The sequence below is a fragment of the Paraburkholderia gardini genome (genome assembly GCF_907164545.1).
GTDB lineage: Bacteria > Pseudomonadota > Gammaproteobacteria > Burkholderiales > Burkholderiaceae > Paraburkholderia > Paraburkholderia gardini.
Map to the genome: position 1 here is coordinate 95,705 of NZ_CAJQZB010000014.1, position 25,813 is coordinate 121,517.

The following is a 25,813-nucleotide window of genomic DNA, read 5'->3' on the forward strand; positions in this document are numbered from 1 at the left end:
CATTCACCGCTCGCTTCTTTCGCTTTCGACATTCACTTTAAAGCCGCTTTTCAAGCTTGCTTCATATCTCCGCCAACCGGATTCAGATTCTGAAAGCCGTTCGCTTTAGCTGCATAAACCAAAATCACGACAGCCGGTTGCATCGCTTTCGAAAGCTCCGTCCCGGACTGGAATCAGCACTGCTGAAAAACACCATCCATGGGTTCCAGACGGCAGGCCGTCATGACTACGCCCCGCGGACACTCAGGATCCACGTCGCAAACTGTTCCGGCAAAGCGCTTACCCGTGTCTCGGGCGACCTCGGATTCTTCGACGGGCTGGGCGCAGATGTCGGGACTGTTTATCTTTCAATACGCGAGAACATCCGGCCGGGTGGCGAATATGCCGGGTCGGATCGTCTCGAATATGATGCTTTCCTTGAAGAGCAGCAAGCCGTCTGGAACCCCGGGAAAAGAGGTATCAGACGCTTTTCATTCCACATTCAATCGTGTTTGCCGATGAAACGGAACTCGTCGCCCCCGAATAAGGTGGCGGTATTAAAGCGACCGACAACAGGCACGCGGCGGCATCTCGCGAATCTCAAGCTACGGTTCGCGAAGCATGCGTCTAAACAGGCTGTGGAGTTAGCAGTTGCTAAAAAGGCACGCGTGAAACCAGCACCGCTGTCGCAGGTATTGCCTCAGGCGTCTTCGCCGGAAAGTCGCACACGCCTTCCGGGAACGTGAGCCATGAGTGTCGCGACAATCTCTTCCGCGCTGCTTTCCGCAGGCACGACGCGGCGACACGCATCTTCTTCCGCATGCGGCGACCACTCGACAAACCGGTACGGGCGCCCCCAGAGCGGCTGAAAAGGCTCGGAAATCCGGCACGTCCGTGGTGCGAATCCGCGCTCCGCGCTGGACATGGCCCGAAGCTGTTCACGCACATTATCCTGAACCATCGTCGACTCTCCATTGCTGGTTGCATTTCGCTTCACGTCGAACTCCCCTCGTGCCTAAAAAAATTGCCGCCGATGAACTGGCGGCCAAACAGGGGTCGACTCATAGTCGCAGCGAACAATTAAGCGAGCCTTAAGGCGAACGTAAAAGGTTGGATTTAAACAGGCCTGGCAGCGAAACAACGTATGCAGCGACGCGCGAACCAGTCGGCCGTGTGTATTCCGCAATCGTTACGGCGGGCACGCAGCTTGCGCGACCGGTGAATGACACCGGTGAGGAGAGCGTCATAAGCGCACCCGGTCCCACCTCGCAACCACCCGCGGGCGACGACGGCGCGAATAGCGTCGGTGCTCTCCCAGGTGACAACCCAGGTCCGGCCTTGCAATACCCGCAGGGGTGACTCCCCGAAAGCCCGAGCCAGATCCCGCATATATGACATTACCGTGCGGCGGCTAACGGTCTGGTACACGAATTGCTGATGAAATGTCCCGCGTGGCCTCCTGCCGGAGCATGGACGCTACCGGGCGGCGCGTTCCGGTGGCAACGCTAAAACGCGCACGCTCCGTGCTTCTGTTAGTTAAATTAATCCGGGCGCCACGCGAAGTGTGAGGTTTCGCTGGCCAACCGGATGCTGCGAGGAACGTCATGGAGACTGTGCAGATCGAGCCCAGTATCTCGCCCGACAGACGGGCAGTGATCTTCGTTCTGTCACTTCGGGAGAAGGACCATGAGTGCTCGATAACGCGCGAAGCGCTGGAGCAGCATTTCTGGCTGCAGCCCGGCGCATCCGAAGCGCGAATCCTCAGAACGTTCAACGACGGCCGCAAACGCATTTTCGCCGTCGCGGAAAGAAAACTGCTGGCTAATCCTGGTGGACGCGTCGTCGTTACCGCGAGCGACTTCGGCACGCGACGCTAGCCCAACGCATGATCGACACGGCGAGCATGGTCCTGGTTATCAGCGGGCACCGCATCCACATCTGCAATGACTAAAGCTTTTTAGCGCCCGCAACTGTCTCCAGCGTTTTGCTGATTGCGGGTTTCACACGTGTCGCTTCGGGCCGCATTTTCGCTGCTGGCGGCAAGGCGCCAGTGCTGTGATGCATCGCGCGATGGTAAGCAACCGTCGATACAAGCAACGCCGCAAACACAACGGCCAGCAGATAGTGAACGGCCGTGCACGGTTCGCGAATCACACGAAACTTCAGACGCGCATCCCATGCGGTAATCCCGTCGCGCTTAAGTAGTACCGCATTCAGGATCATGACAAGCTGCTGCGCAGCGGGCAGGCCAAACGCAAAGCCGCGCGCCCACACCGAGAAATTACGCGCGAGATAACGGCCAAATGAAGGCGCGGCGCCATCCGGCTCCACGACGCGAATGCCCAGCAATGCCTTGCCGATGCTATTCCCGCACGCGGCGTGAACCAGGGCGTCGAGAAAGAGCGCAAGTGGCAGATAAACCATGCCCAGAAAACTCATGTTCACCATAAGCATCGAGCGAAACTGCAGCAGGTGCCAACCCGTCACCGTGTTGACAAACGCCACGACGTAGCCGGCAAGGAACGTCCAGAGCAGCAGGTCGAGTGTCCGCGCAGCGTAGCGACGCCATGCGCCCGTCGCCGCCGGTGCGACCGTCGTCGGATCGGCGCTCACGGCTGCCAGATGCGGCGCACCGGCGGGCGATGTTGCATGCGGGACGCTGGCTAACGGCTGCGTTTTAAACGTGACATCGCCTTGCGTCGCCGGCAGCCTTTCCTTGCCCATCGCGCTTGCGAAGAGCCACACGATGGCCCACAGCAAGGCAATCGGCCCCATTCCGAGCGCCAGCATCGCGAACAGTGGATTGAGTGTGTGAACGGCGAAACCGCAGGCAAACGCCAGCCAGATTGCCGAAGGGACAGCGAGTGTCCTGACCGTCCATGACCTGTATGTCATGTCGCCCCCGCGTTCTTTTCAGATAGAATTTTTCTGAACTCTACTGCGGCGCCCGGAGTGCGTCTACAGGCGAGAGTGCGGCACCACTCAGTTCCGCACAAGGGGTACCTTCGATCAGAGCCGTAGTCCGCTCAGGAACTGATACCACAGCGTACCGAGGCCACCGCCCGGCACATCTGCTTTTGCATTTGCATGGCGGGTATCTCCGTCGGATGCAGCGGAGTGATGTGCGGCGTCAGCGGCTGCGACCTGAGCCTCCTCGACCACCGGTGATGTCTGCCGCGACGCGTGCAACGCCACCGCGCTTGCCGCGATCTGCGCAGCGAGACCGGCTTCGCATTGCTGACCGATGAGCACGCCGAAAACGACATCGCGATTATGTCCCTCGTCAGCGAAGCGCATTGCCACGGCGACCCGTTCCGCGTATTCCGCTTCGGCCACCCGGCGCGCCTCCGCTTCGCGTTCGGCCTGCTCGCGCGCTTCACGTTCCCGGTGCGCTTCCCACCCACGCATCTGCTCGGCGTACACGGCGTCGTAGACCTCGCGCTGCGAGACGTCGGAGAGGATCGCGTACGCGCTCTTGATGTCCTGAAACGCCGCGCGCGCAAGCTCCTCGTGTCCGGCGTTGCGGTCCGGATGCCAGCGCATCGCGGCTTTCCGGTAAGCACGCTTGATTTCTTCGCCCGTGGCGCTCGCGGACACGCCCAGCGTGTTATAGAGGGTTGTCATTGCCTGTCAGCCTGTCGATCACATTGCGGGTCATCGTAGCATGTGAAAAATGCGCGCCTGTTACAGCAGTCCGCCGATTGCGTGCCGGATGGGGGAACCAGCAGGTTATCCCCACTTTGTGTTGGCAAGCCTGTGGACAACCGCGCCGGATACGTCGCAAGTGCATGACCGGAAACGACTATCGCCCACCGATGCAAACGCAGGCGCGTGATCTGCGCAGCGCTTTTTTTGGCGCGCTACCTTCTGACGGAACCCCATCACGCCGGTCGCCCACACAAGGAGACGCCCATGAGTCACGACATCAAGTTCTGGATGGTCCCGGGCGCGCCGACGCCGGTCGGCCCGTTCTGTCACGCCACCGAATCAGACAGCTGGATCTTCATCACCGGACAGATGCCGACGTCACCCGACGACGATCACGCGGCGTTACCCGAGGGCGTCGTCGCGCAGACAAAGCGCGTGATGGATAACCTCGTGCTCGTGCTGCAAGGCATGGGATCTGGACTCGGACACGTCGTATCGGCACGCATCTTCCTCACCGAATTCAAACGCGATTTTGCGTCGATGAACGAGACGTACCGCGCGTATTTTCCGAAGAACGCATTGCCGGCCCGCACATGTATCGGCGTGACGGCGCTCGCGTGCGACGCGCTCGTGGAGATCGATTTCATCGCGCGCAGGCCGTAAGTGCTTCGTAACGTAGCGTTACCTTTCTCGCATCGCTGTTTCACCTGTGTCCGACCTCGCCTCATAGACTTCGAGCCGTGGTCACTGACAACGCACACGACGTGCAAGGAGAAACAGATGAACAAGAAGATCCTTGGAACAGTACTGGGTATCGCCGTGCTCGCGGCGTCGTCAGCCGCATCCGCGCATGTCGATGTGGCGATTGGACTCGGCATTCCGGGCCCTGCGGTGTACGCACCCGCACCTGTCTATGTGGCGCCCGCGCCGGTCGTCGCAGGCTACGGCTATGGCGGCTACGACGACTGGCGCGCGCGTCAGTGGCGTGAGCGCGAATGGCGTCAGCGTCAGTGGCATCGTGAAGCCTGGCGCGAACACGAATGGCGTGGGCGTCACGGCGGATGGCGCGGGGATTGAGTTCAGCCCGACGCTCAGGGGAAACAGAATCGGCGCAAGTGACGGCAATCCGCCCTTTGCGCTTTTTTCATCATTGACCGCGTGCAAACGCCGTTTGTCGCGCTTCAGCCTGTTCGCCGTTCGCTTCGCCAGTGCAATTGCTGTCAGGCCCGGCGACTCTTCGCTTTCACTGCCGCATCGCCGAATGCGTCGCTGCAACGATATCGCTTGCCACCGAAGCGAGGGCTCGACTATATGCGCTAGCGAGGGCGTCGTAGCCAGGACCGGTAGCCGTCCCGGTTACAACAGAGCGCCCGCTCATTTTTTCTCCCTGCTTCGGCGGACGCACGGACCAGATCACACGTAGCATCACTGTGCCGTCCATTGATGAATCGAAGTTTTGCACGTCGACCGATACGCGGTATGCGTTTTCGTCCACACGCTGCGGATAAGTGGATACGATGGCTCCCGGAATTAACTGTGCAAGATCCGCAGCAAGTACGCGTGCGATCTGACTCTTCAGGGGCTCCGCCCAACGAGCAAATTCGTCGATCGACACACGGTTCGCGCTCAGCCTCGAGACTATTTGCGGTCGATCGATCAGTTCGGGAACCGAAACCGGATCGATCGCGATGATCACGCGATCTACCGCTTTCGACGGTTCGGCAACCTGAGCCGGGCTCAACGTGTAGAACTTCGACTCCGGCGAGGTTGCGCACCCCGCGAGAAGACCCAGCGCGATTATCGTGAAAGATAACGACGTCAACCTGTTCATGGCTTGTCCTCGACCTTGCCACGGAGAAGCGCCTCTGGATGCCGGTCGAGATACTCGGCAAGCGAGTGGATCGAGACGGCAGCCCGTGACAGTTCCTGCATTGTTTCCGCGGCGTTTTGCTGCAACGGCGAGTCGCTTTGCAACGTGCGATTCGCCGACGTGAGTGCCTCACGAGCCGCGCTTAGTGTTGCTTTTGCCTCAGGCGCAATATCTGTATTGAGCTTGTTTAGCAACGTGTCGGCGTCATTGAGCGTTTTACGCAGGTCCGTGCTGATTCCCTCGAATGGAATGCTGTTCAGTCTGGCGACGAGGCTTGTAATGGAGTCCTGCAAGCCCTGCAGATTGCCTGGCACCGTTGGGAGTTGCGGCGTCTTTTTTCTCCAGTCCATGGTCGCCTTAGGCGCGGCGGGGAAGAAGTCGAACGCGATATACAGTTGTCCGGTAAGAAGACTCGCCGTCCTCAACTGCGCCCGCAGCCCTTTCGCGACCAGGTAGTCAGCGAACGTTTTTCGTTCCGACTGCGTACCCTCGACGTTGCCGTGCCAGTCGTCGCGCGATATCAGGCGCTCAGGAAAAATGCTTACCTCGACAGGGATGCTGAATTCCTTCCTGACCGGATCGAACTGCGAACGGATCGCCGAGACTTCACCGATAACTATTCCGCGAAAGTCGATGGGGGCGCCAACCGTCAGGCCACGCACAGATTCGTTAAAGGTCAGCACATATTTGTCGACGATCGCGTCATGCCGTTTCATGGCGTCGGCCCGGTCGAGAAAAAGCGCGTACCGGTGTTGCGCGTCTGCTTCATTTTTGTCCGTTGTATCTGGCGGGTTCTCGAATGCGAGGCCACCGACCAGGATCGATACGAGCGATTCGGTGTTGATCTTCACGCCGGTTGTATCCAGAGTCACATCGACGCCGCTCGCGTGCCAGAAGCGCGTGTCATTCGTCACATACTTGTCGTAAGGAGCATTGATAAAGACGTGCAGGGTCATTCCGGTGCCATCGGCGTCAAGTGCGTAAGAGACGATCTGACCCACCTGAAGGCGCCGGAAGAATACTGGCGAGCCGATATCCAGTGAGCCGATGGTGTCGCTCTTCAGCACGAACTCCCGTCCTGGCGCCCCCGATGCGAGGACCGGCGGCGACTCGAGACCGGTGAAGTCGCGTCGCGCCGTGTGCGATGTGCCGATGTCCATGCCGATGTGAGCACCAGATATCAGTGTGCTGATGCCCGACACGGTGCCGCCTGTAATCCGTGGCCGCACCACCCAGAAGCGCGTGTTGTCGACGAGCATGCGTGAGGCACTGCGGGACATTTCGGCGGTGGCAAGCACGGTCTTGTGATCGTCGGAAAGTGTCAGGCTCCTGATTACGCCAATATCCACATTCTTGAACTTGATCTTCGTCTTGCCGGCCTCGATACCTTCACCGGTAGCAAAGCTGATCGTGATGGTCGGACCTCTTTGCAGGATCGACTGTGCTGCCAGCCAGCCGGCTAGCAGCACGGCGACTAGCGGGACTAACCAGACAAGCTGCATGCGCCACTTCGATGGCGTGACAGAAACCGCGACGGGAAAATCGGGTGCGGTGAGATCATCGTTCTGCTCAGGTAACTTATTCACCGCCCGGCTCCACGGCGTCCCATATGAGTCGCGGATCGAATGACAACGTGGCGAACATGGTCAGCACGACGACCGCACCGAATGCAAGCGCCCCAGGGCCCGCATCGATCGTTGCAATCGAGCCGAATTGCACAAACGCGACCAGAATCGTGATGACGTAGATATCGAGCATCGACCAGCGGCCGATGAACTCCACAATCCGGTAGATACGTGTTCGCCCACATGGGATGAGAGGGGAGTTCAGCTGGGTACTCCAGGCTAGAAAAGCCAGTGACAGGATTTTGAGCATCGGCACTACGATGCTCGCGATGAAGACAATGACTGCAAGCGTCCACGATCCAGCGTTCCAGAGATAGACGACGCCGCTCAGTATCGTGTCGGCTTGAACGCCGAACAGGGTACTGGTGACCATGACCGGGAGAAGTACGGCCGGGATATAGAGAACCATGGCCGCGAAAAGGAAGGCCCAGGTGCGTGTGAGGCTGGCGGGTTTTCGCAGATGCAGGGATGCACTACAACGTGGGCACTTCCTGGTTCGAACATCAGCGGGGAGCGGGCTGCCGAGCATGCCGCAGTCGTGACAGGCGAATAGACCGGCGCGTGCGGCGGTAGTCCCGGTGGTAATGGTCTTGATGGCGTGCGGCATGACGCCGTTGCCTCGTGCAGACTCGATACGTGCCCATATTTCACGCGGATTGAACTCGGCGGCCGCGGCCGCGAGCAACACCATCACCGCTCCAAACGCCCATGTCGCGATGCCGGGGACAACGGTTGCGAAATGCTGAAGTTTGACGAGCGCAACCAGCATGGCAAGAACAAGCACCTCGATCATTCCCCATGGCGCGACATGTCGCAGCAGACGAAGACCGGACTCGGGCCGTCGGGGAATATGTCCAGGATGCAACGGCAAGAGTAGATAGATCACAACCGCTATGTTCAGCGAAGGCATCAATAGCGTGGTCACGAGGACCAATCCTGCAATGGGCCACATACCGTTCACGTACAGATGTGAAGCTGCTCCGAAAAGCGTGGCTTCAACGAGCGTGCCGTTGACCCAGAGCCCGAAGACCGGAAAGCAGTTGGCAACCACGAACAGGATCGCGGCGGCCAGCGTGAATGCCAGCGCCCGATCGAACGTCGCGGGCGAATTTTTATAGAGCGCGGCATCGCAGCGTCGGCATTTCGCGGTACCGCCCTGCGGCAGTAGCGTCTCCCACTGGAGAAACTCGCATTCGCGACAGGCAATCAACTTCATTTCATTCATTTTCGGCATCCGGTTTCTGGCGCACGATCCCGACGCCCCATGCCTTTTGACCTGCGGCTCCGGCTTGCCGGCAGGGGGCGCGCAACGCGTCGGACTCCAGTCAGGTCAATGAAGCTGTGCTACTAGCGCATCAGCTCCCTTGTCGAGACCCGTCTTTGCAGCACTCAATGAACCGAAGGCTGCCGGCAGATTCATGGCATTCGGATACTGCTTCGAAACGTATGCCTTTAGCAGCTGGCCGCTCTCGCTGTCATAGACTTCCACCGCGTAGGAAACCGATCCGCTGAATGCGCCCTGCCCTCCGCGGATCGACTGCACTCCGTTATAGAGATTGCCCGCAAGGTCGAAATGCATGACCTGTCCGACAAGCAATGTCGTGCTTTCGGCGCCCGTAAGCGTCAGCTTGACCCGCAAGGTGTTCGGGCCGGCCTGCTTCGCAATGTCGAACCGCTTCGCCAGCCTGTCCGAAAACGTCTTCGCCATGTAATCGGCAAGCGCGGTCCTGTCGGCGGCCTTCATGTCGCCGAACTGGTTGTCATGACCCTGATACACGACCACCGGGTCCAGCACGATCTGCGTGTATCGCGCCAAGACCACAGGAGCCGTGTATTTGTAGGGCACCTTGCCCGCATCGTCATCCCGGTTCTGCTTCAACTGCGACGAAGAAGAGATGCCCGTGTATGCAACGGGTTGCACACCCGCGCATGCCGTGAGAGCCAGTACCACCGTGCCGGCGAAAAGAAGCGGGACGAGTTTGTTCGTGAACATTGCGTGTTCCTTGAAGGGCAAATTGACTGCCAGGTGGTGAGTGCCGGACGGCGTTCAGTTCAGGCGAGAACCGATAAGGCCGAACAGTAGCATCACCATGGCCGGATGTAAACCGTCCAGACGGTTTGTTTCTTTGACAATCAGCGCGGTACAATCCGGTCCTTCAGAGGCGAACGCTTTTCACGCTGGCAGCTGGCGAGGCCGCGTGCCGAACCGGTTCACTTCAACGAATTACCCGCACAACACCATAACGTCGCGGCAGCCATCAGGGCTGCACCACAATCGTCGCGACGTCATCAATATCGATAATGGACAACCAGACCCGTTCGGAGATTTCCCGCAGAAAGGCCATTGAGGCTGCTCTCGTCATTCTGACCCGGGACGGTGTCGGTGGGCTCACGTTTGATTCGCTGGCGCGCGAAAGCGGCATCAGCAAAGGTGGACTGCTGCATCAGTTCCGCACCAGGCACGGCGTGTTGTGCGCGTTGCTGGAATATCAGCAACAGCAGTTCGAGCAGATTGCGCGCGACTATATGGCAAAGGAAGGCGCATCGAAGGCCGAACCGAACCTGGCGGCCCAGATTGCGATTTATCGGGAGTCCATCAACCAGCCGCATTCCGTGGCGCGGGCGGTGCTCGCCGCACTGGTCGAAAATCCCACTCTGCTCGACGATATGAAGACGTCCGATGCAGCGAAAATGAAAGCGTTGCAGGATGAAGCGACCGACCTCGATCTATCGCTGTTGCGATACTTCGCTGCCAGCGGTCTGGCATTTCACTCTCTGCTAGGACTGTCACCTTTGAGCAACGCTGCGCGGAACAGGCTGTTCGAGCGTCTCCTCGACGAAGATAGCTGGCAAGCCCAGAAGCCGCAGCCGAAAGCGCGCAGGAAGCCCGCGCGCTGAGTGTCGACCGCATCGGCACATGTCGATGTGGCGCTTGAGCCTGCCTGAAACGACACGGGCGGCCTGCCCGGCCGGCCGCCCTGCTCACGACGTCACTAACATCCCCGGCCCACGCAGGTTATCCCCACATTTTGTTCACAAGGCTGTGGACAACCTGCGCACACCTCGCTCAAGTCCCTGACACGCAACGACTATCTGCCTGCGGCGAGACCGCAGGCAGCGCTCATTTCGAAGCCGTCGTCACAAGCACCGGCTTGTCGCGATAGAGCGTCGGGAAAAGCCGCTTGAGGTTCGCGACCTTCGGCAGGTCGTTGATGGCGATATACATCGAGTCCGGGTGCAGCGTCAGATAGTTCTGGTGATAGCCCTCGGCCGGATAAAACGCCTTCAGCGAATCGGTCTTCGTCACGATCGGCGCGGGGAACGCGTGCGACTTGTTGAGCTGCGCGATGTAGCTCTGCGCGACCTGCTTCTGCATGTCGTTTGCCGGAAAGATCGCCGACCGGTATTGCGTGCCGACGTCCGGGCCCTGCCGGTTCAGCTCGGTCGGATCGTGCGCCACCGAAAAGTAGATCTGCAGCAGCCGCCCATACGTGATCTGCGACGGGTCGTACGTGATCTGCACGGATTCCGCATGGCCTGTCTGCCCGGTGCTGACCGTTTCATATTCGGCCGTATCGCGCGCGCCGCCCGAGTAGCCGGAGACGACGTTCGTCACGCCGCGCACATGCTGGAACACGCCCTGCACGCCCCAGAAGCAGCCGCCCGCGAGCACCGCCGTCTCCGTATGCGCGGCCGTTGGCGGTTCGTCCATGGCCGGCGGTGCGATCACGACAGCGGCTTCCGCCGACATCGCCGTGCGCTGCGTGACGACAAGCGCGCCGCCAGCGAGGCCAAGCGCCACCACGACGGCCAGCGCACGCGTGCGCGTCGACCGTCTGAAAGTTTGAGTCAGGAACTTCATGATCCACGTCCTCGTTCAGCGCGCCGTTTCGCGTCATGCCCGGCCGGCGCAGGACCGTTGCTGCCTTACGTGCGGATAACCGCGCCGGGACACGGCCGTCGCGGCACGGGCGTCATACGGCCTTGGGCGTAAACGTCATCGCAAGGCCGTTCATGCAATAGCGCAGACCGGTGGGCGGCGGGCCGTCATCGAAGACGTGTCCGAGGTGCCCCCCGCAGCGCCGGCAGTGCACCTCGTTGCGCGCCATGCCGAACGACGTGTCGGTCTGCGTCGCGACGGCGCCATCCAGCGGCTTCCAGAAGCTCGGCCAGCCGGTGTGGCTCTCGAATTTCGTCTTCGATGAAAACAGGTCCAGCCGGCACCCGGCGCACGCGAAGATGCCCGCGCGGTGCTCGCTGTTCAGCGGGCTGCTGTACGGGCGCTCGGTGCCTTCCTCGCGCAGCACGTTGTATTGCGCGTCAGTCAGAATCTTGTGCCACTCGGCGTTCGAATGGCTGACTTCGAACGACGTGCCGGCCGCCTGCGCCTGCGCGGGCGCGGCGCCGAACAGGCGCCACGCGGCCGTGCCGCCTGCGAGCGTGGTCGCCCCGAATACCTTCAGGAAAATCCGTTTCGAGCGTTTCATGATATTCATCCGCGTAATGTCTCCGGCCCCGGTGTCAGGGCCGCCACGGCGCCTGACGCTGGCCGGAATCCGCACGTTTGCCTGCGGGGCCCGCCAAACGTTTTTGCGCGTTCGTGAGCATGAGTCGCGCGACGCGCCGATAAATGACAGTACGCCTGCACTGTTTACACATCCAGTACCAGGTTATTCCGTGAAATATCCGGAAATGTTCGAAAGGGGGGCATCCGGAATAAAGTACGCGCGAGCGGCGTTTGACTTGAGACCATGACAGGGTCGCGAGCGGGATACACTAGCGCCCCATTTCTAACAGCTTTCATCGCCTCATCCTTCTAAAGACGCCACCGATGAATACACAAGCCAACCCGTCGCGCGCCGAGCGGGCCGCCGCGACGACGCCTTCGCAGTATTCCCGCACCGCGATGCTGCTGCACTGGATCATCGCGGTGCTCATTCTCGTCAACGTTGCGCTCGGGTTGAGCGCGGATTCGCTTCCGGACGACTGGGTGCGCCCCGTCATCGATACGCACAAGTCGATCGGCATTACGGTGCTGGGCCTCGTGCTGTTGCGCATCCTGTGGCGCGCGTCGCACCGGCCGCCGCCGCTGCCGCGCAGTTTTCCGGACTGGGAGCGCGGTGCGGCGCACGTCGCGCACTTTCTGCTCTACCTGCTGATGATCGGTCTGCCGCTCTCGGGATGGATGCACGACTCCGCGTGGAAAGACGCGGCAACGCATCCGATGCGTCTCTTCGGCATCGTGCCGTGGCCGCGCATCAGATTCATCATGAACATCGATCCGGCCGTGAAGGAACATCTGCACCTGCACGACAGATTCGGCACGCTGCATACGTGGCTTGGCTACGCGCTGTATGCGCTCCTCGCGATGCATATCGGCGGCGCACTCAAGCACGAATGGATCGACCGCAAATCAGTACTGAAACGGATGCTGCCGTGACCCAGGATGTCGATCTTCCCGTCGAGGCTGCGCCGGTGAATTCCGCCGACGCGGCGCGAAGCGCGAAAGCTTCGCTCGAAAGCGCGCTCGCGCTCGCCTCGCCGCGCATCCTGCCGCGTCCGGCGACGATGCTGGGCATGGCGATTCATTGCAGCGTCGTCGCCCTGTGGCTGGTGCTGTTCGCGCGGGCGTTCTTCCTGCACGGCGTCGTCGCGTGGTCGACGGGCATCGCGTACGTGATCTACGACACCTTGCTGCTCGCGTTCGTCACGCTGAAAACGCTGCCCCTGATCCGCCCGGTGCAACCGCCAGCCGTGCCGGCACGCGCGGCTAACCTGGCTAACCTGGCTAACCCGACGATGCCGGACATGGGCGTCATCGTCGCGTCGCATAACGAGGCGGCCGTGCTGCCCGTAACGCTCGCCGCGCTGCTGCAGCAGACGCACGGGCCGGCGCAGATCGTCATCGCCGACGACGGTTCGACCGACGGCACACACGATCTCCTCACACGTCGCTTTGGTCTGATCTCGCCCGCCGAAGGCGAGCTGAGCGCGCCGAGCACGCTGTATCCGAACCTCTACTGGCTGCGCGTGCCGCACGGCGGCAAGGCGCGCGCGCTGAACGCGGCCATTACCGTCATGACGACCGGGACGGTGATGACCGTCGACGCCGACACGCTGCTCGCCGCCGACGCCACCTTCGCGATGCGCGCCGCGTTTGCCGGGAACCCCGATCTGGTCGCCGCCGCGGGCATTCTCGTGCCGGTCTGCAGCAAGACCGTGGCGGGGCGGCTCTTTCAGTTTTTCCAGACGTACGAGTACATGCGCAATTTCATCGCGCGCTTTGCCTGGATGCGCGCGGACAGCCTGCTGCTGATTTCAGGCGCGTTTGCCTCGTTCCGGCGCGACGCGCTGCTCGCCGTCGGCGGCTTCGATCCGCAGTGTCTGGTCGAGGATTACGAGCTGATTCACCGCCTGCGCCGTTACGCGGTCGATCACGGTTTGCACTGGGACGTAAGCGTGATCGGCAACGCGCACGCGCGCACCGATGCGCCCGGCACGCTGGCGGGTTTTCTTCGCCAGCGGCGTCGCTGGTTCGCGGGCTTCCTGCAGACGCAGTACTGGAATCGCGACATGACGGGCAATCCGCGCTACGGCACGCTCGGCATGCTGATGCTGCCCGTCAAGGCAATCGATACGATGCAGCCGGTCTACGGGCTCACCGCATTCGTGCTGCTGCTCGGCTTCGTGTTCGGCGGACATGGCGCAATCGTCATTTCGATCTTTGGCGTGATTGGCCTGAAAACCGCCATCGATCTCATGTTCTACCTGTGGTGCGTGCATCTGTACCGTCGCTGGACGGGCGACCGTTCGGGCTCGAGCATCGGAATGGCAATGGTGGCCGCGATCGCCGAACCGTTCACGTTCCAGTTGATTCGCCATGCGGGCGCGGTGCTGGGCTGGCTGCATTTCCTGCGCGGCGGACGCTCGTGGGGCAAGCAGCGCCGTTCAGGTCTCGTCGCACCGGACGAGCATTGATGTGCTGCGCCTGACAGTTGCGGCTGGCAGGCGCGCGAGCGAGCGCTTTTTAGTGTTTCTGATGCGCCTCGCCGCCGATGCCGGGGAAAAACGCGTTCCATGCCGCGCGGACGCCTTCGGCCGCCGTGACTTCGGCGTCGATGGTTTCTGTTTCGTCTGACTGGGCGGGATCGGAAACAAGGCCACGCCAGTGTGTAAAAACGAGCATCGGTTTCTCGGTCCACTCGCCTTCGCTGAACTTCGCGAAGGCCGTGTCTCCGTTAACGAGCTGCACCTCGTACCAGCCGTCGCGGACAGGCGCGTGCTGGTCTAACGGGAACCACGCAGTTGATTCGATTTCCATATTGACCTCATTGATCCACGGAGTGTGAGGTCAGAAAGAGGCATTCTTCGTGCCTGATTTCAAGGGTCGAAATCCCATCCGGCACGCTGCGGCGCATCAAACGGTTTCGTGTTCGGGCAGATGAAATCCGGCGCCGGTCACTCCGGCTTGCTGCGCGATTTGCGCCACTGCTGGTAAGCGGCCAGCGTTTCTTCGTTCGGCGGATAGGTGCCGCGCAGCGGCGCGCCCGCCTCGATGCGCTCCGTGATGAACGCTTCCATCAGTTCCTGCTCGCCCGCCGCGTGTGCGATCTCTTCGGCGAGATGGCGCGGGACGATCACGACGCCATCGGCATCGCCGACGACGATATCGCCCGGATACACCGCCACGCCGCCGCAGCCGATCGGCACGTTGACGTCGATAGCGTGATGCTTCGCCAGATTCAGCGGCGCGCTTGCGCCCGCGCAGAAGAGCGGCAGGCCGAGCGCGGCGATCGTCGCGCTGTCGCGGATCGGACCGTCCGACACCATGCCCGCGACGCCGCGCATTTTGAGGCGCGTCGCGAGAATCGAGCCAACCGATGCGACACTGCGCTCGCCCCGGCAGTCCTGCACGAACACGCTGCCAGGCGGCGCGGTTTCGATGGCCTTGCGCTGCGGATGATCAGGATCCTGAAAAATGCCGACGTGATCGATATCCTCGCGCGCCGGGATATTTCGCAGCGTAAAGGCCGGGCCGACGAGATTCGGCGCACCGGCCGCGGGCTTCACGAGCGGCACGATGCCCTGGATGAACACGTTGCGCAGGCCGTGCTTGAAGAGTTGCGTCGTGAGCGTGGCGGTGCTGACATGGCGCAGTTGTTCGAGCGCTGCTTCGCTGACGGGGTGTTCGGTCGAAGTCATCGGATGGGTTCCGTGGTGAGATTCAGACGGGTTCGCGACATGACATGCCGGCGCGTTTTGCCGGCCGATGTTATCGCTACGACCATGCCCACACCCGCCAGGGATTACGCGTACACGCATGCTGTCCGCCATCGCGAAGCGCAGTATGCTGGCGGCAGCCGCGCTGCGCTTCCCGCAGCGAGCCAATCGCAAAGGATCATGACCATGCCTGCCTTCACCGCGCCGCCCGCCGTCGTCACATTGCAAAGCCGTTTCGATTTCGACCGCACCGTGAACCTTGTCATCGAGGCACTGACTTCACGCGGCATGACGATTTTCGCCGACATCGATCAGGCCGCCGCCGCGGAAAAATCTGGAACGACGCTGCGTCCGACGCGGCTGATTCTCTTCGGCAATCCCAGGGGCGGAACGCCGGTCATGCAGGCCAATCCGCACGCCGCGCTGGAATTGCCGCTGAAGATCGCGATCTGGCAGGACCCGCAGGAACCGGTATGCGTCGATTATCTTGATCCCGGCGCGTTGCTGAGCGAGCGATACGGCATCGATGCCGCGCTTACCGGCGCATTCCGGCAGGTCGCACAGCTATTGGCGCAGACGTTCCAGTAAGGCCCGTCAGTGAAACGGGTTGGCGAACGAGTACATCATCGCGATGCCGGCGCCGATCAGGAAGTTCGCGTCGATCAGTCCGGCCAGCAGGAACATCCGTGTTTGCAGCTCGGTCATCATCTGCGGCTGACGGCCGGATGTTTCGATGAAGCGGCCGCCCATGATGCCGATACCGATACACGCGCCGATCGCGCCGAGTCCGATGATGAGGCCGCATGCGAGTGCGACGAACGAGACGTTGGTCATCTGCTTTCTCCGGTGGTTGCATGGCCCGACTACGACCCGATTCTCGCCAGCCTCACGCGGACGTTCAATTACCTCACAGGTAAGCAGATCGTTGCACCGTTCGCTTACGCGACCCGCAGTCCAAGCTCTTCCATCAGCAACGCGGCCTGTGCGTGCGAAATCGTCGCGCCGCGAAACTGCGCGGCATCCGTGAGGCGCAGGCCGCCGAGGTCGGCGTCCCGCAGATCCGCGCCGGCGAAGCGCGCGTTCTTCAACAGCGCGTTGCGCAGACTGCCGCCGTTGAACACGGCATCGCGAAAGTCAGCGCCACCGAGATCGGCATCGGAAAAATCGAGCTGATCGAGCGCCGCCTTTCTGAACGACACGCCGCGCAGGTCCGCGCCGATCAGCAGACACTCGCTGAACTGCAATCCGAGCGTCGATGCATGTTCGAAAGTGGCACCCGTCAGCTTGCTCTCGCTGAACGATACCGACGCGAGTTTCGCGCGCCGCCAGCTGGTGTTGTTGAGATCGCAGGAGCGAAACGTCGCATCGTGAAGATCGGCGGCGCCGAAATCGGCCTGCCGCCCGCGGCAGCTGCGCCAGCGCGTGCCGTTGAGCTGCGCGCCGAAGAACGACGCCTCCACCAGTGTGCAGCGCGTGAAATGGCATCCGCTCAGGTCGAGTCGCGAAAGATCGGCCATGTCGAACGCGCAGTCTTCGAATGAGGGCGGTGTCGTGGCGCCGGCAAGCAGCGCTTCGAGCGATTCGCGCGTGAAGGTTGTCGATGCAACGGGTTGGCTGGTGTGACCGACGCGGCCAGGAGCAGCGTCCGGAAAGAGTTCGTGGTTCATGTGAGGTCGGAGTGTGCCGCGCACGATGCGCCGCGCGGCATGGGTAAGGCACATGAGCCATTTTAACTTCAGCACCCTGGCCGCCATCCCGGGCAGGAAATCATGGAAGTGTTTATATTTATCGTCCTGTCCGACGAATACCGCCGCATACCGCCGAATACCGCCAGATATGCATTGAATGGCGCGGCGTCACCGCTCACCACCCCGAATCAGGAACTCGAGATGACCGATCTTTCCGCCTTTCCGATTACAACGAAGTGGCCCGCGCAACATCCTGAGCGTATCCAGCTCTATTCGCTGCCGACACCGAACGGCGTGAAAATTTCCATCATGCTCGAAGAAACGGGCCTCGCTTACGAGCCGCATCTCGTCAGCTTCGAGACGAACGACCAGATGTCGTCCGCGTTTCTTTCGCTGAACCCGAACAACAAGATCCCGGCGATCATCGACCCCAACGGGCCGGACAGCAAGCCGCTGGCGCTGTTCGAATCCGGCGCGATCCTGATCTATCTCGCCGACAAGTCCGGCCGGTTCATGCCGCGGGACGCCGCCGGCCGTTACGAAACGATCCAGTGGGTCATGTTCCAGATGGGCGGCATCGGGCCGATGTTTGGACAGGTCGGCTTCTTCCACAAGTTCGCGGGCAGGGAGTATGAAGACAAACGTCCGCGCGACCGCTATGTCGCCGAATCGAAGCGTCTGCTGGGCGTGCTGAACGGACGTCTCGCCACACGCCAGTGGATCATGGGCGACGATTACACGATCGCCGATATCGCGACGTTCCCGTGGGTACGCAACCTGGTCGGCTTCTACGAAGCGGGCGACCTGGTCGCGATCCATGACTTCCCGCACGTCACACGCGCACTGCAGGCGTTCATCGCGCGCCCGGCCGTCGGGAAAGGGTTGACGATACCCGCTCGCACGCCTGCCTGAAGAAGTGTTGCAGCGGAGGATTCCCCCGCGCTGCGCCGCCATGCGCGTGGACAAAAAAATGGCCGCTGGAAACCAGCGGCCATTTACCCCCATGCATGCGGATTTGAATCCGCTGCGTTTTCTTTTGTTTTTGTTTTTGTTTTCGTTCTTCTTCTGGTTGCTTCTTCGTTTCCCCGAACTACCTTTCCCCGAACTTTCGTTTTCCCCGACTTACCGGTCCCACTCGCTTCCAACCTCGTGCTTATCTTTACTGCTTAGTCACACTTGGTTACGTTTGGTTACAGTCTAGTCGTTCCGGTTTGACACGCTATTGTCGTTTTCTCTCTCAGGGTTTTCCCTTAATCAAGAGGCAGTTCTTCTGGCTTTTGACACTGCGTGCAGCGGCCACACTGAGGATGGCTGCGCCCTCCCGGCCGGCACTCAGCTTGATGATGGCGCCGGCGCCTGGAAACCCGGCTCCTGATACAAGTCCCTGCGACACGCAGCTCATCTGGTCCTGCGAAGGCCACTTTGTAACGACACATGTACAAACGGCGCCGGGCGCGAGGCCATGCCTGCGCTTGCCCGTGCGTCCCGTCGAAAGGATCACCGGATCAATCAAATGGCTTGCTGCTTTCAATTCGCGGTGCGACATTCATGGAGCCCGGCATCCGCAGGCATGCTGGCTGCCCATCCGCGCGTCACCCTTCCCGACATTCCGTGGAACACGTCATGACTCCCGGCATCGCTGCCTTTGATCCAGACAGGCAACTGCTGCCCTTTCGCGAATCGCTCATGGCCATGCTTGGCGTGGCCTTCGTCGCGATGCTCGTGGCGCTCGACCAGACCATCGTCAGCACCGCGTTGCCGCGCATCGTCGCGGACCTCAAGGGCTTCGATCTCTACGCGTGGGTCGCGACGTCGTACATGCTGGCGTCCGTGATCACGATTCCGATTTTCGGGCGGCTCGGCGACCTGTTCGGACGAAAGCCGTTTCTTGTCGCGGCGGTTCTTGTATTCACGATCGCGTCGATCCTGTGCGGCGTCGCGACGAACATGCTGTTTCTGGTGGTCGCGCGCGGGCTGCAAGGCATCGGCGGCGGCATTCTGATCGGCACGATGTTCGCCACCGTTGCCGATCTCTTTCCCGATACAAAGCTCCGACTGCGCTGGCTGGTGTTCGTTTCGACCGCATTCGGCGTCGCCAACATCGTCGGGCCGACGCTAGGCGGCATGCTCACCCAATACGGCGGCTGGCGGCTGGTGTTTTTCGTCAACGTACCGATCGGCGTCGTCTCGCTGCTGTTCGTGCTGCGCTTTCTGCCGCATATCCGCCACGCGCGCCAAAGCGGACCGGTGCGCCTCGACTGGCTCGGCGCAGTCGTGCTTGCGATTACGTTCGGCGCGCTGCAACTGCTGATCGAACTGTTTCCCCGTCAAGGTGTAACACGCGCGACGATGGCACTCGGCGCGGTCACCATCGGCTGCGCCATCACGCTCTGGTTCTGGGAAAAACGCATGGGCAACCCGATCGTGCCGATCGACATGCTGCTCGACCGCAAGCTCGCCGCGCTCTTCGCGATGGCGGTGCTTGGCGGCTTCGCGCTGTTTTCGCTCGTGTTTTACGTGCCGTTGCTGTTTCAGGGCGGCTATGCAATGTCGCCGCACGATTCCGGCATGCTGATCACGCCGCTCCTGCTCGGCACGACTGTCGGCAGCGTGCTGAACAATCGCATTGTCACGCGCGTGCGGCGCGCGAACGCGATCATGTATGTGGGTTTTGCGTTATTCGCGCTGGCGTGTCTCGTGCTCGTCGCGCTAAACGGCATGGAGCCGCACATCGTGTGGATGTCGTGCATGGGCGTGAGCGGCCTGGGTCTGGGGCTCGTCGCCGCGAACCTGACGATCTTTTCGCAGCAGATCGTCGAGCGCGATCATATCGGCGCGGCCACCGCGCTGCTGCAATCGCTACGCACGTTCGGCGGCATGCTCGGCACGGTGATGACCGGCGCACTGCTCGGGCATCTGTACACGATGGGCGTGCATCGCTCGCTGGATGCGTATCAGGCGACGCAATGGTTCAAATCGTTCGCCAGCCCCGAACTGCTCGTGGATCGCGACGAACAGGCCGCGCTGATCAACCGTCTGATCAGCGCGGGGCATTCCGGCAATGCGATGATGAATTCCGCGCGCGATGCGCTGGTCTCATCGATACATGTCGGGCTCGCGCTCGCGACCCTCGCCGCGCTGATCGGCCTGTGTCTCGCGTGGTTCGTGCCGCCCGTGCATGTGGGCCACGAGGCGCCGGCCGTGCGCAAGCCCGGATAGGCGACCGGCGTGCGTGTGCGCATGCACGTCGCGGCGAAGCTATTTTCGAAAACCAGACAGGGAGTATGAATGACCGGACATGAAATCCTCCATCCGTTAAGGCCTTTTCTGAAGAATTACGTCTGGGAGCATGGACACGTCGGCACACGTTTTCTCGACTGCACCGACGGCGGCGTGAAATTCGACGAAGGCAAGAAGTCCCGCTTTGCCGCGGAAAAGTATCTGTATGTGCCGCTCGGCAAGGATGTCGAAGACGACCCCACCGTGGAAGGCCCGGCGATCCATGAAGCCGGCCTCGCCCGCTTTCTGCGCGCCGCGCAGATGGGCAAGCCCGAGGAGGCCGGTTCAGCCGCGGAAGTGCAGCGCGCCGTGCACGACTGCGTGGAGCTCGGCGTATTCAGCGCCTACCAGCGCGAAGCGCACGCCGCCCACGCACGCTATTCCGAAGAAGCGATGTTCGACGACGAAATCCGCGCGGCGGTGGTCGGCGATATCCGCAGGATGTACGCACCGATGCGCGAGCAGCTCGCGCTTTATGACTTCACCGTGCTTTACGGGCTGCCCTCGCCGCTCATGTGCAGCGACGCGCCGTTCATCGACTGGCGCGTGCGGATCGTGCCCGCGCTGCCGTTCGTGTCATTGCCGCTCGGGCCGTACGCGCTGCTCGTCGGCGGCTCTTCGGGACGAACGAGCAAGGCGGCGCCCGTGGTGTGGAAAGCCGCAAGCGCGCTTGGGCCGCTCAAGGACCATAACCGGCATCAGGTGGAACGCGCGCACCGCTGGATCGTCGCGACCAGCGACGACCAGCTCGTCGCCGTGCAGCCGCGCTTCGCGCCGCCTGCCGCAACCCCTGACGCAACCCCTGACGCAGCGGCGGGGCCGGCATGAGCGACACGCTGATGATCACCAACGTGCGTCTCGCGGATGGCCGGCACGTCGACATTTCGATTGCCGGCTCGCGCATCGCGGCGATCGGTCCCGACCTGAAGCGCGAACCCGGCGTGACGGAAGAAAACGGCGAAGGTGCGCTCGTGCTGCCGGGTTTCGTCGAAGGTCATACGCATCTCGACAAGACCATGTGGGGCATGCCGTGGTATCGCAACGAGGTCGGTCCGAGGCTCACCGACCGCATCGAGAACGAGCGACGCTGGCGCGCGACGAGCGGGCATGACGCAGGCGTGCAGTCGCTCGCCCTCGCGCGCGCGTTTCTGCACGCGGGCACCACGCGGCTTCGCACGCACGTCGACGTCGACACGGATGCCGGCCTGCGCCATCTCGAAGGCGTGCTCGCCACGCGCGAAACGCTCAAGGGCGTGATGGACCTGCAGGTTGTCGCCTTCCCGCAGTCGGGTCTGCTCAGGCGCGACGGTACCGCCGCGCTGCTCGATCGCGCGCTCGCCGAAGGCGCCGACGTGCTCGGTGCGCTCGACCCCGCTTCGATCGACGGCGATCCGGTCGCTTCGCTCGATACGACGTTCGATATCGCGTCGCGACATCAGAAGCCCGTCGATATCCATCTGCACGAGCCCGGCGAAACCGGCGGGCGCACGATGACGCTGCTGCTCGATCGTGTCGAAGCGCTCGGCATGCAGGGGCGCGTCGTGATCAGCCATGCGTTCTGTCTCGGCGATCTGCCGGAGCGCGCGCGTGATGCGCTGCTTGAGCGCCTCGCCCGTCTGCGGGTCGCGCTTTTGACGACGGCGCCGCCTTCCGTGCCAGTTCCGCCGCTCAAGGCATGTATGGCGGCCGGCGTCACGATCTTCGCGGGCAACGACGGCATCCGCGATACGTGGACGCCGTATGGTTCGCCCGACATGCTCGAACGCGCGATGCTCGTCGGCATGCGCTACGACCTGCGCCGCGACGACGATCTCGAACTCGCCTTCGACACCGTCAGCGGCGCCGCGGCGCGAGGCTGCGGCTTCGCGGATCACGGTCTTTCGGTGGGCACGCGCGCCGACCTCGTATTGCTTGACGCGGAGACGGTCGCCCATGCGCTCGCCGCGCGACCGGTGAGGAGGCGCGTCATCTCTCACGGACGGATCGTCGCCCGAAACGGCGAGGGCGTCGCGCGGTAACGGCCAGTTTCAGCGCTCACGTCTTCTCACACCAGCCGCGTTGAAAAAACTCACACCACATTCGTTACACCAATACGGAAGACGGCTGAAGTCCGCGCATTGCGCGCGAGCCGCAAGGAAATCCTCATGACCATGCCGCAGAGCTTTCGCAATCCGTTTGTTTCGCTCTACCAGTCTGTCGTGGATCAGGTCGCGCGCGCGGCCTGCGATCTGGCGACTGGCCTTGCGTCGCGACCTGGTCTCGAAAACGGCCTCGTGCATGCGGCGGAACAGGTGGCGGCACTCAAGGCAAAAGGCGCGGCGGCGTTACCCGACGCGCCGCCCGACGGCATCGCACAGGACTTGTGGAAGTGCGCGAAGCTGGGTTTCGCCCTCATGGAAGCGCGGGCGCACGGCGATACGGCCGCGGCGGAGAGCATCGAAGACGTCATGCGCTACAACGTCTGCGACCCGCGCTGGGCAGGCACGATTTCCAGTTACGTGCAGTACTTCGGACCTGACGGCAGCCGCGCCAAAATCCCCTACATCCGGCCTGCGACAGTCGGCCCTGTCACCGTGCCGCTCAAGGCCGGCGCGAAAGTCGCGCTGATCGCCGACTGGGGAACCGGCACCGACATCGCCGTGAATCTGCTGAAGGAAGTGGCGCTGCAGAATCCGGATGTCGTGATTCATCTCGGCGATATCTACTACTCCGGCACGGCGCATGAGTGCGACGTGAACTTCAGGCGAATCATCGATGCGGTGCTCGAGCGCGACACAAAAGACCTGCCGGTATACACGCTCTCAGGCAACCACGACATGTATTCAGGCGGTGCCGGTTATTACAGCCTGATTGCCTCGCTGAACGATCGCCCGTGGTTGCAGCCGGCCAGCTACTTCTGTCTGCGTAACGACGACTGGCAGTTCATCGCGATGGATACCGGCCTGCACGACTACATCCCGGTCATCGGCGAGGACGTGCTGACGTTCATCGAGCCCGAGGAAGAAGCCTGGATCATCGATCGTCTCAGCGAATTCGACGGCAAGACGATCCTGATGTCGCACCACCCGCTCTTTTCGGCGTTTTCGCAGATCGGCCCGCGCGGCGCCGACGGCACGTTCACCGCGTACAACCCGAAGCTCGTCGCGAGCTATCAGCGCTTCGCGAAAGCCGCGAAGCAGCCGGTTGCCGCGTGGTTCTGGGGCCACGAGCACAATCTGTCCGTCTACGATCCGTTTCAGGGGCTGCAACGTGGGCGCTGCATCGGCCACGGCGCGGTGCCGGTGTTCGTCGACGATGACACAGCACCGTTCGCGCCGATGCCCGGCATCGCCAGGCCGCCCAAAGTGGCGGACGTGCAACTGGGTGTCGAAGGCCGCACGTACATGCACGGCTTCACGATTGTCCGGCTCGAGACGGGCGGCGCCGCGAGCGCCGAATACTACGAGGACAACAACGGCACCCAGCCGATGTTTACCGAAAACCTCTAGCTGGCACGGTCGCGCAAGCGGGTCATTCAGAAAAAATGCAGCGTCTTCGCTGCCTGCTGGATGGCCTTGCGGATACGCGGATACGTACCGCAGCGGCAGATGACGCCGCACAGCGCCGCATCGATTTCACCATCCAGTTCCGCCGGTTTGACTGGCCGCTTCACGTTCCTGAGCAACGCGCAGGCCGCCATGAACTGCGCGCTCTGACAGTAGCCGCACTGCGCGACATCGACGTCGAGCCACGCGGCCCTGAGCGCATTCGCTTCGGCACCCTGCACGCCTTCGATCGTCGTGATCTTCTCGCCGTGCAATTCGCTGAGTTTCGTCTGGCAGGCAAGGCTTGCCTTGTCGTTCAGATGAACCGTGCAGCCGCCGCAGACGCCGACGCCGCAGCCGAACTTCGTGCCGGTCAGATGCAGTTCGCACCGCAGCACCCAGAGAAGCGGCGTCTCGGGGTCGGAGACGACGGCCACCGTCTTTCTGTTCACGTTGAGGGAGGACATGTTTTCGTCGTCGCAGTGTTGGCGGGGTTGAGCGGACAGGGCGTTTTCAGGCGCACGCCGACGGGGTCGAGCGGCAGCGAATAGCGGCGCTCGCCGGTAAGCGCGAAGAGCGCGTTCGCGACGGCCGGCGCAACCGGCGGCACGCCCGGCTCGCCGACGCCTTGTGGATGCCCGTCGCCCGGCATGATGTGAACCTCGATCGCGGGGCAGTTCGACATGCGCACGACCGGGAAATCGAGGAAATTCGTCTGCATCACCTGCCCTTCGCAGAGCGTGATCTCGTTCTGCAATGCGCTGGAAAGACCAAAGATGATTCCACCTTCCATCTGCTGCGCGATCAGGTTCGGATTGACTGCCGTGCCGCAGTCGATGACACAGACAACCCGATGCACGCGCACGCCTTTGTCCGGATCGAGCGAGACTTCGGCGACCTGCGCGACGATGCTGCCAAACGCCTGATGCATCGCGATGCCGCGCGCGCAGCGCACGCCTTTAGGGCCGACAACCGGCTTGCCCCAGCCCGCCAGTGCAGCCGTGGTGCGCAGCACGGCCAGATGCTTCGGATGCTGCGTCAGGAGGCTCGCGCGAAACTCGACCGGGTCCTTGCCCGCGAGCGCCGCGACCTCGTCCATGAAGCACTCGGTGAAAAACGCCTGATGCGAATGGCCGACCGAGCGCCAGAAACCCACCGGCACCGGCAACTCGACGAACGCGTGCGCCACGCGCGCGTTCGGCCATTCGTAGGGCTGGTCGAACGCGCCTTCGGACGTGGTCTTGTCATACGGAAGATGCAGGTCCGGGAGGCCGAACGTGCGCGTGAGCACCTGTGGCACGATCGCCTGGCCCGCCGACGTGTTGCGCCATGCCACCAGCTTGCCGTCGGCATCGAGCCCGGCCTCGAACCGCGACAGGCACGCCGGCCGGTAGAAATCGTGCTGGGTGTCCTGCGTGCGCGACCAGAGCGTCTGCACCGGCCGGCCGCCCGCCTCCTTCGCGATGGCCGCGGCCTGCGTGATGAAGTCGATTTCGAGGCGCCGGCCGAACGCGCCGCCCAGCAGCGGGACCTGCATGTCGACCTTGTCTTCGTCGATGCCCAGCACTTTAGCGACGTGCCGGCGCGCGAGCGTCGGCATCTGCGTGGCGGCCCAGACGGTCGCCGTGCCGTCCTTGAACTGCACCGTGCAGTTGACCGGCTCGACCGGTGCATGCGCGAGATACGGCGCGCGATATTCCGCCTTGATCGTGCGGTGCGCCGTTTGCAGCGCGGCATCGACGTCGCCCACGGTATAGAACGCGTGGCCGCTGTCCTTGTCGAGTGTCTCGACAAGGCGCGCGTCGATGTCCGCGCTCGACAGTTTCGCGGCGGCGCCCGCGTTCCATACCGGCTGGAGATCCGCTGCGGCGGTCAGCGCGCCGTATGCGTCGCGCGCGATCACCGCGACGCCGCCCGTGGCGCCGGGGTTGGGGGGGGCCCCGCACGGGCGGATTACCACCCCCATAGCGGGGATAAGCG

The 25,813-nt window shown here is 62.3% G+C and carries 29 protein-coding genes; 13 read left to right on the forward strand and 16 right to left on the reverse strand.

Features of this window, described 5'->3' with window-relative positions:
• The first annotated feature begins 56 nt into the window (after positions 1-56).
• Entirely contained in the window at positions 57-725 is a 669-nt protein-coding gene (locus tag LPA37_RS12415) for a hypothetical protein (RefSeq protein ID WP_228978508.1), read from the forward strand.
• Here the strand turns inward: LPA37_RS12415 and LPA37_RS12420 are convergent.
• Entirely contained in the window at positions 680-940 is a 261-nt protein-coding gene (locus LPA37_RS12420) for a DUF2866 domain-containing protein (RefSeq protein WP_324251879.1), read from the reverse strand. The genes LPA37_RS12415 and LPA37_RS12420 overlap by 46 nt on opposite strands.
• Before the next feature lie 643 nt (positions 941-1,583).
• Here LPA37_RS12420 and LPA37_RS12425 point away from each other — a divergent pair.
• Complete coding sequence (locus tag LPA37_RS12425; RefSeq protein WP_228978260.1) at positions 1,584-1,856, forward strand: DUF1488 family protein; 273 nt, start codon at positions 1,584-1,586, stop codon at positions 1,854-1,856.
• A 70-nt stretch (positions 1,857-1,926) separates the two neighbouring features.
• Here LPA37_RS12425 and LPA37_RS12430 read toward each other — a convergent pair whose 3' ends face one another.
• Entirely contained in the window at positions 1,927-2,874 is a 948-nt protein-coding gene (locus LPA37_RS12430) for an RDD family protein (protein ID WP_229012699.1), read from the reverse strand.
• A gap of 114 nt (positions 2,875-2,988) precedes the next feature.
• Complete coding sequence (locus LPA37_RS12435; RefSeq protein WP_229012700.1) at positions 2,989-3,603, reverse strand: J domain-containing protein; 615 nt, start codon at positions 3,601-3,603, stop codon at positions 2,989-2,991.
• Positions 3,604-3,891: 288 nt separating this feature from the next.
• Between LPA37_RS12435 and LPA37_RS12440 the strand changes: the two genes are divergently transcribed.
• Complete coding sequence (locus LPA37_RS12440) at positions 3,892-4,290, forward strand: RidA family protein (protein WP_228978254.1); 399 nt, start codon at positions 3,892-3,894, stop codon at positions 4,288-4,290.
• A gap of 117 nt (positions 4,291-4,407) precedes the next feature.
• Positions 4,408-4,704, forward strand: a complete 297-nt coding sequence (locus LPA37_RS12445; RefSeq protein WP_228978251.1) for a PXPV repeat protein — start codon at positions 4,408-4,410, stop codon at positions 4,702-4,704.
• Positions 4,705-4,870: 166 nt separating this feature from the next.
• Here the strand turns inward: LPA37_RS12445 and LPA37_RS12450 are convergent, their stop codons facing one another.
• The 4 genes from LPA37_RS12450 to LPA37_RS12465 all read right to left on the reverse strand — a co-directional run bounded on the left by LPA37_RS12450 (position 4,871) and on the right by LPA37_RS12465 (position 9,115).
• The gene (locus LPA37_RS12450) at positions 4,871-5,458 is read right to left on the reverse strand and encodes a PqiC family protein (protein ID WP_229012701.1); all 588 of its coding nucleotides are present in this window, start codon (positions 5,456-5,458) and stop codon (positions 4,871-4,873) included.
• Entirely contained in the window at positions 5,455-6,999 is a 1,545-nt protein-coding gene (locus LPA37_RS12455) for a PqiB family protein (RefSeq protein ID WP_229012702.1), read from the reverse strand. The genes LPA37_RS12450 and LPA37_RS12455 overlap by 4 nt, the downstream gene beginning before the upstream one ends.
• Positions 7,000-7,075: 76 nt before the next feature.
• Positions 7,076-8,347: a paraquat-inducible protein A gene (locus LPA37_RS12460; protein ID WP_229012703.1), complete on the reverse strand. Its 1,272-nt coding sequence runs from the start codon at positions 8,345-8,347 to the stop codon at positions 7,076-7,078.
• A 105-nt stretch (positions 8,348-8,452) separates the two neighbouring features.
• Positions 8,453-9,115 carry a DUF3313 domain-containing protein gene (locus LPA37_RS12465; RefSeq protein WP_229012704.1) on the reverse strand — a complete coding sequence of 221 codons (663 nt, stop codon included), beginning with the start codon at positions 9,113-9,115 and terminating at the stop codon, positions 8,453-8,455.
• Between the two features lie 308 nt (positions 9,116-9,423).
• On the opposite strand from LPA37_RS12465, the gene LPA37_RS12470 reads away from it, so the two are divergent.
• The gene (locus tag LPA37_RS12470; protein ID WP_229012705.1) at positions 9,424-10,020 is read left to right on the forward strand and encodes a TetR/AcrR family transcriptional regulator; all 597 of its coding nucleotides are present in this window, start codon (positions 9,424-9,426) and stop codon (positions 10,018-10,020) included.
• Between the two features lie 223 nt (positions 10,021-10,243).
• Here LPA37_RS12470 and msrA read toward each other — a convergent pair whose 3' ends face one another.
• Positions 10,244-10,984 carry a peptide-methionine (S)-S-oxide reductase MsrA gene (gene msrA, locus LPA37_RS12475; RefSeq protein WP_228978236.1) on the reverse strand — a complete coding sequence of 247 codons (741 nt, stop codon included), beginning with the start codon at positions 10,982-10,984 and terminating at the stop codon, positions 10,244-10,246.
• Between the two features lie 112 nt (positions 10,985-11,096).
• Positions 11,097-11,609: a peptide-methionine (R)-S-oxide reductase MsrB gene (msrB, locus tag LPA37_RS12480; protein WP_228978234.1), complete on the reverse strand. Its 513-nt coding sequence runs from the start codon at positions 11,607-11,609 to the stop codon at positions 11,097-11,099.
• Positions 11,610-11,953: 344 nt separating this feature from the next.
• Here msrB and LPA37_RS12485 point away from each other — a divergent pair, with 344 nt between their 5' ends.
• On the forward strand, positions 11,954-12,562 hold the full coding sequence (locus LPA37_RS12485; protein ID WP_229012706.1) for a cytochrome b: 609 nt from the start codon (positions 11,954-11,956) through the stop codon (positions 12,560-12,562).
• A 35-nt stretch (positions 12,563-12,597) separates the two neighbouring features.
• Complete coding sequence (locus LPA37_RS12490; RefSeq protein ID WP_229012718.1) at positions 12,598-14,100, forward strand: glycosyltransferase family 2 protein; 1,503 nt, start codon at positions 12,598-12,600, stop codon at positions 14,098-14,100.
• 49 nt (positions 14,101-14,149) lie between these two features.
• On the opposite strand, the gene LPA37_RS12495 is transcribed toward LPA37_RS12490, so the two are convergent.
• A complete protein-coding gene (locus tag LPA37_RS12495; protein ID WP_229012707.1) occupies positions 14,150-14,443 on the reverse strand; it encodes a hypothetical protein in 294 nt (97 codons plus the stop codon).
• A gap of 137 nt (positions 14,444-14,580) precedes the next feature.
• Entirely contained in the window at positions 14,581-15,324 is a 744-nt protein-coding gene (locus LPA37_RS12500; protein WP_229012708.1) for a ribonuclease activity regulator RraA, read from the reverse strand.
• Between the two features lie 204 nt (positions 15,325-15,528).
• Here LPA37_RS12500 and LPA37_RS12505 point away from each other — a divergent pair, with 204 nt between their 5' ends.
• A complete protein-coding gene (locus tag LPA37_RS12505; protein WP_229012709.1) occupies positions 15,529-15,930 on the forward strand; it encodes a DUF302 domain-containing protein in 402 nt (133 codons plus the stop codon).
• A gap of 6 nt (positions 15,931-15,936) precedes the next feature.
• Here the strand turns inward: LPA37_RS12505 and atpE are convergent, their stop codons facing one another.
• The gene (gene atpE, locus LPA37_RS12510) at positions 15,937-16,176 is read right to left on the reverse strand and encodes a F0F1 ATP synthase subunit C (protein WP_228875659.1); all 240 of its coding nucleotides are present in this window, start codon (positions 16,174-16,176) and stop codon (positions 15,937-15,939) included.
• A 104-nt stretch (positions 16,177-16,280) separates the two neighbouring features.
• Positions 16,281-17,009: a pentapeptide repeat-containing protein gene (locus LPA37_RS12515; protein ID WP_228978222.1), complete on the reverse strand. Its 729-nt coding sequence runs from the start codon at positions 17,007-17,009 to the stop codon at positions 16,281-16,283.
• Between the two features lie 222 nt (positions 17,010-17,231).
• Here LPA37_RS12515 and LPA37_RS12520 point away from each other — a divergent pair, with 222 nt between their 5' ends.
• The gene (locus tag LPA37_RS12520; RefSeq protein WP_228978484.1) at positions 17,232-17,942 is read left to right on the forward strand and encodes a glutathione binding-like protein; all 711 of its coding nucleotides are present in this window, start codon (positions 17,232-17,234) and stop codon (positions 17,940-17,942) included.
• Positions 17,943-18,267: 325 nt separating this feature from the next.
• Here the strand turns inward: LPA37_RS12520 and LPA37_RS12525 are convergent, their stop codons facing one another.
• The gene (locus LPA37_RS12525; protein WP_324251880.1) at positions 18,268-18,576 is read right to left on the reverse strand and encodes a hypothetical protein; all 309 of its coding nucleotides are present in this window, start codon (positions 18,574-18,576) and stop codon (positions 18,268-18,270) included.
• 77 nt (positions 18,577-18,653) lie between these two features.
• Here LPA37_RS12525 and LPA37_RS12530 point away from each other — a divergent pair, with 77 nt between their 5' ends.
• From LPA37_RS12530 to LPA37_RS12545, 4 genes are all read left to right on the forward strand, one after another.
• Positions 18,654-20,249, forward strand: a complete 1,596-nt coding sequence (locus LPA37_RS12530; RefSeq protein WP_229012710.1) for an MFS transporter — start codon at positions 18,654-18,656, stop codon at positions 20,247-20,249.
• Between the two features lie 69 nt (positions 20,250-20,318).
• A complete protein-coding gene (locus LPA37_RS12535) occupies positions 20,319-21,137 on the forward strand; it encodes a hypothetical protein (RefSeq protein ID WP_229012711.1) in 819 nt (272 codons plus the stop codon).
• Positions 21,134-22,327, forward strand: a complete 1,194-nt coding sequence (locus tag LPA37_RS12540) for an amidohydrolase family protein (RefSeq protein WP_229012712.1) — start codon at positions 21,134-21,136, stop codon at positions 22,325-22,327. Before LPA37_RS12535 ends, LPA37_RS12540 begins: the two co-directional genes overlap by 4 nt.
• Before the next feature lie 126 nt (positions 22,328-22,453).
• Positions 22,454-23,797, forward strand: a complete 1,344-nt coding sequence (locus LPA37_RS12545) for a metallophosphoesterase family protein (RefSeq protein WP_229012713.1) — start codon at positions 22,454-22,456, stop codon at positions 23,795-23,797.
• A gap of 26 nt (positions 23,798-23,823) precedes the next feature.
• Here LPA37_RS12545 and LPA37_RS12550 read toward each other — a convergent pair whose 3' ends face one another.
• Positions 23,824-24,300: a (2Fe-2S)-binding protein gene (locus LPA37_RS12550; protein ID WP_229012714.1), complete on the reverse strand. Its 477-nt coding sequence runs from the start codon at positions 24,298-24,300 to the stop codon at positions 23,824-23,826.
• Positions 24,282-25,813 (reverse strand): xanthine dehydrogenase family protein molybdopterin-binding subunit (locus tag LPA37_RS12555; RefSeq protein ID WP_229012715.1); only part of this gene is annotated, 1,532 nt, incomplete at its 5' end. The genes LPA37_RS12555 and LPA37_RS12550, both read right to left, overlap by 19 nt.

What these genes read in the sequence shown, in the direction of transcription:
- LPA37_RS12530 (WP_229012710.1), top strand. Translation starts at nt 18,654, where the DNA reads ATGACTCCCGGCATCGCTGCCTTTGATCCAGACAGGCAACTGCTGCCC.
- atpE (WP_228875659.1), bottom strand. Translation starts at nt 16,176, where the DNA reads ATGACCAACGTCTCGTTCGTCGCACTCGCATGCGGCCTCATCATCGGA.
- LPA37_RS12545 (WP_229012713.1), top strand. Translation starts at nt 22,454, where the DNA reads ATGACCATGCCGCAGAGCTTTCGCAATCCGTTTGTTTCGCTCTACCAG.
- LPA37_RS12485 (WP_229012706.1), top strand. Translation starts at nt 11,954, where the DNA reads ATGAATACACAAGCCAACCCGTCGCGCGCCGAGCGGGCCGCCGCGACG.
- LPA37_RS12470 (WP_229012705.1), top strand. Translation starts at nt 9,424, where the DNA reads ATGGACAACCAGACCCGTTCGGAGATTTCCCGCAGAAAGGCCATTGAG.
- LPA37_RS12425 (WP_228978260.1), top strand. Translation starts at nt 1,584, where the DNA reads ATGGAGACTGTGCAGATCGAGCCCAGTATCTCGCCCGACAGACGGGCA.
- LPA37_RS12430 (WP_229012699.1), bottom strand. Translation starts at nt 2,874, where the DNA reads ATGACATACAGGTCATGGACGGTCAGGACACTCGCTGTCCCTTCGGCA.
- LPA37_RS12525 (WP_324251880.1), bottom strand. Translation starts at nt 18,576, where the DNA reads ATGTCGCACCGCGAATTGAAAGCAGCAAGCCATTTGATTGATCCGGTG.
- LPA37_RS12535 (WP_229012711.1), top strand. Translation starts at nt 20,319, where the DNA reads ATGACCGGACATGAAATCCTCCATCCGTTAAGGCCTTTTCTGAAGAAT.
- LPA37_RS12520 (WP_228978484.1), top strand. Translation starts at nt 17,232, where the DNA reads ATGACCGATCTTTCCGCCTTTCCGATTACAACGAAGTGGCCCGCGCAA.
- LPA37_RS12515 (WP_228978222.1), bottom strand. Translation starts at nt 17,009, where the DNA reads ATGAACCACGAACTCTTTCCGGACGCTGCTCCTGGCCGCGTCGGTCAC.
- LPA37_RS12455 (WP_229012702.1), bottom strand. Translation starts at nt 6,999, where the DNA reads ATGCAGCTTGTCTGGTTAGTCCCGCTAGTCGCCGTGCTGCTAGCCGGC.
- LPA37_RS12495 (WP_229012707.1), bottom strand. Translation starts at nt 14,443, where the DNA reads ATGGAAATCGAATCAACTGCGTGGTTCCCGTTAGACCAGCACGCGCCT.
- LPA37_RS12450 (WP_229012701.1), bottom strand. Translation starts at nt 5,458, where the DNA reads ATGAACAGGTTGACGTCGTTATCTTTCACGATAATCGCGCTGGGTCTT.
- LPA37_RS12460 (WP_229012703.1), bottom strand. Translation starts at nt 8,347, where the DNA reads ATGAATGAAATGAAGTTGATTGCCTGTCGCGAATGCGAGTTTCTCCAG.
- LPA37_RS12550 (WP_229012714.1), bottom strand. Translation starts at nt 24,300, where the DNA reads ATGTCCTCCCTCAACGTGAACAGAAAGACGGTGGCCGTCGTCTCCGAC.
- LPA37_RS12500 (WP_229012708.1), bottom strand. Translation starts at nt 15,324, where the DNA reads ATGACTTCGACCGAACACCCCGTCAGCGAAGCAGCGCTCGAACAACTG.
- LPA37_RS12435 (WP_229012700.1), bottom strand. Translation starts at nt 3,603, where the DNA reads ATGACAACCCTCTATAACACGCTGGGCGTGTCCGCGAGCGCCACGGGC.
- msrA (WP_228978236.1), bottom strand. Translation starts at nt 10,984, where the DNA reads ATGAAGTTCCTGACTCAAACTTTCAGACGGTCGACGCGCACGCGTGCG.
- LPA37_RS12440 (WP_228978254.1), top strand. Translation starts at nt 3,892, where the DNA reads ATGAGTCACGACATCAAGTTCTGGATGGTCCCGGGCGCGCCGACGCCG.
- msrB (WP_228978234.1), bottom strand. Translation starts at nt 11,609, where the DNA reads ATGAAACGCTCGAAACGGATTTTCCTGAAGGTATTCGGGGCGACCACG.
- LPA37_RS12505 (WP_229012709.1), top strand. Translation starts at nt 15,529, where the DNA reads ATGCCTGCCTTCACCGCGCCGCCCGCCGTCGTCACATTGCAAAGCCGT.
- LPA37_RS12465 (WP_229012704.1), bottom strand. Translation starts at nt 9,115, where the DNA reads ATGTTCACGAACAAACTCGTCCCGCTTCTTTTCGCCGGCACGGTGGTA.
- LPA37_RS12445 (WP_228978251.1), top strand. Translation starts at nt 4,408, where the DNA reads ATGAACAAGAAGATCCTTGGAACAGTACTGGGTATCGCCGTGCTCGCG.
- LPA37_RS12420 (WP_324251879.1), bottom strand. Translation starts at nt 940, where the DNA reads ATGGTTCAGGATAATGTGCGTGAACAGCTTCGGGCCATGTCCAGCGCG.
- LPA37_RS12540 (WP_229012712.1), top strand. Translation starts at nt 21,134, where the DNA reads ATGAGCGACACGCTGATGATCACCAACGTGCGTCTCGCGGATGGCCGG.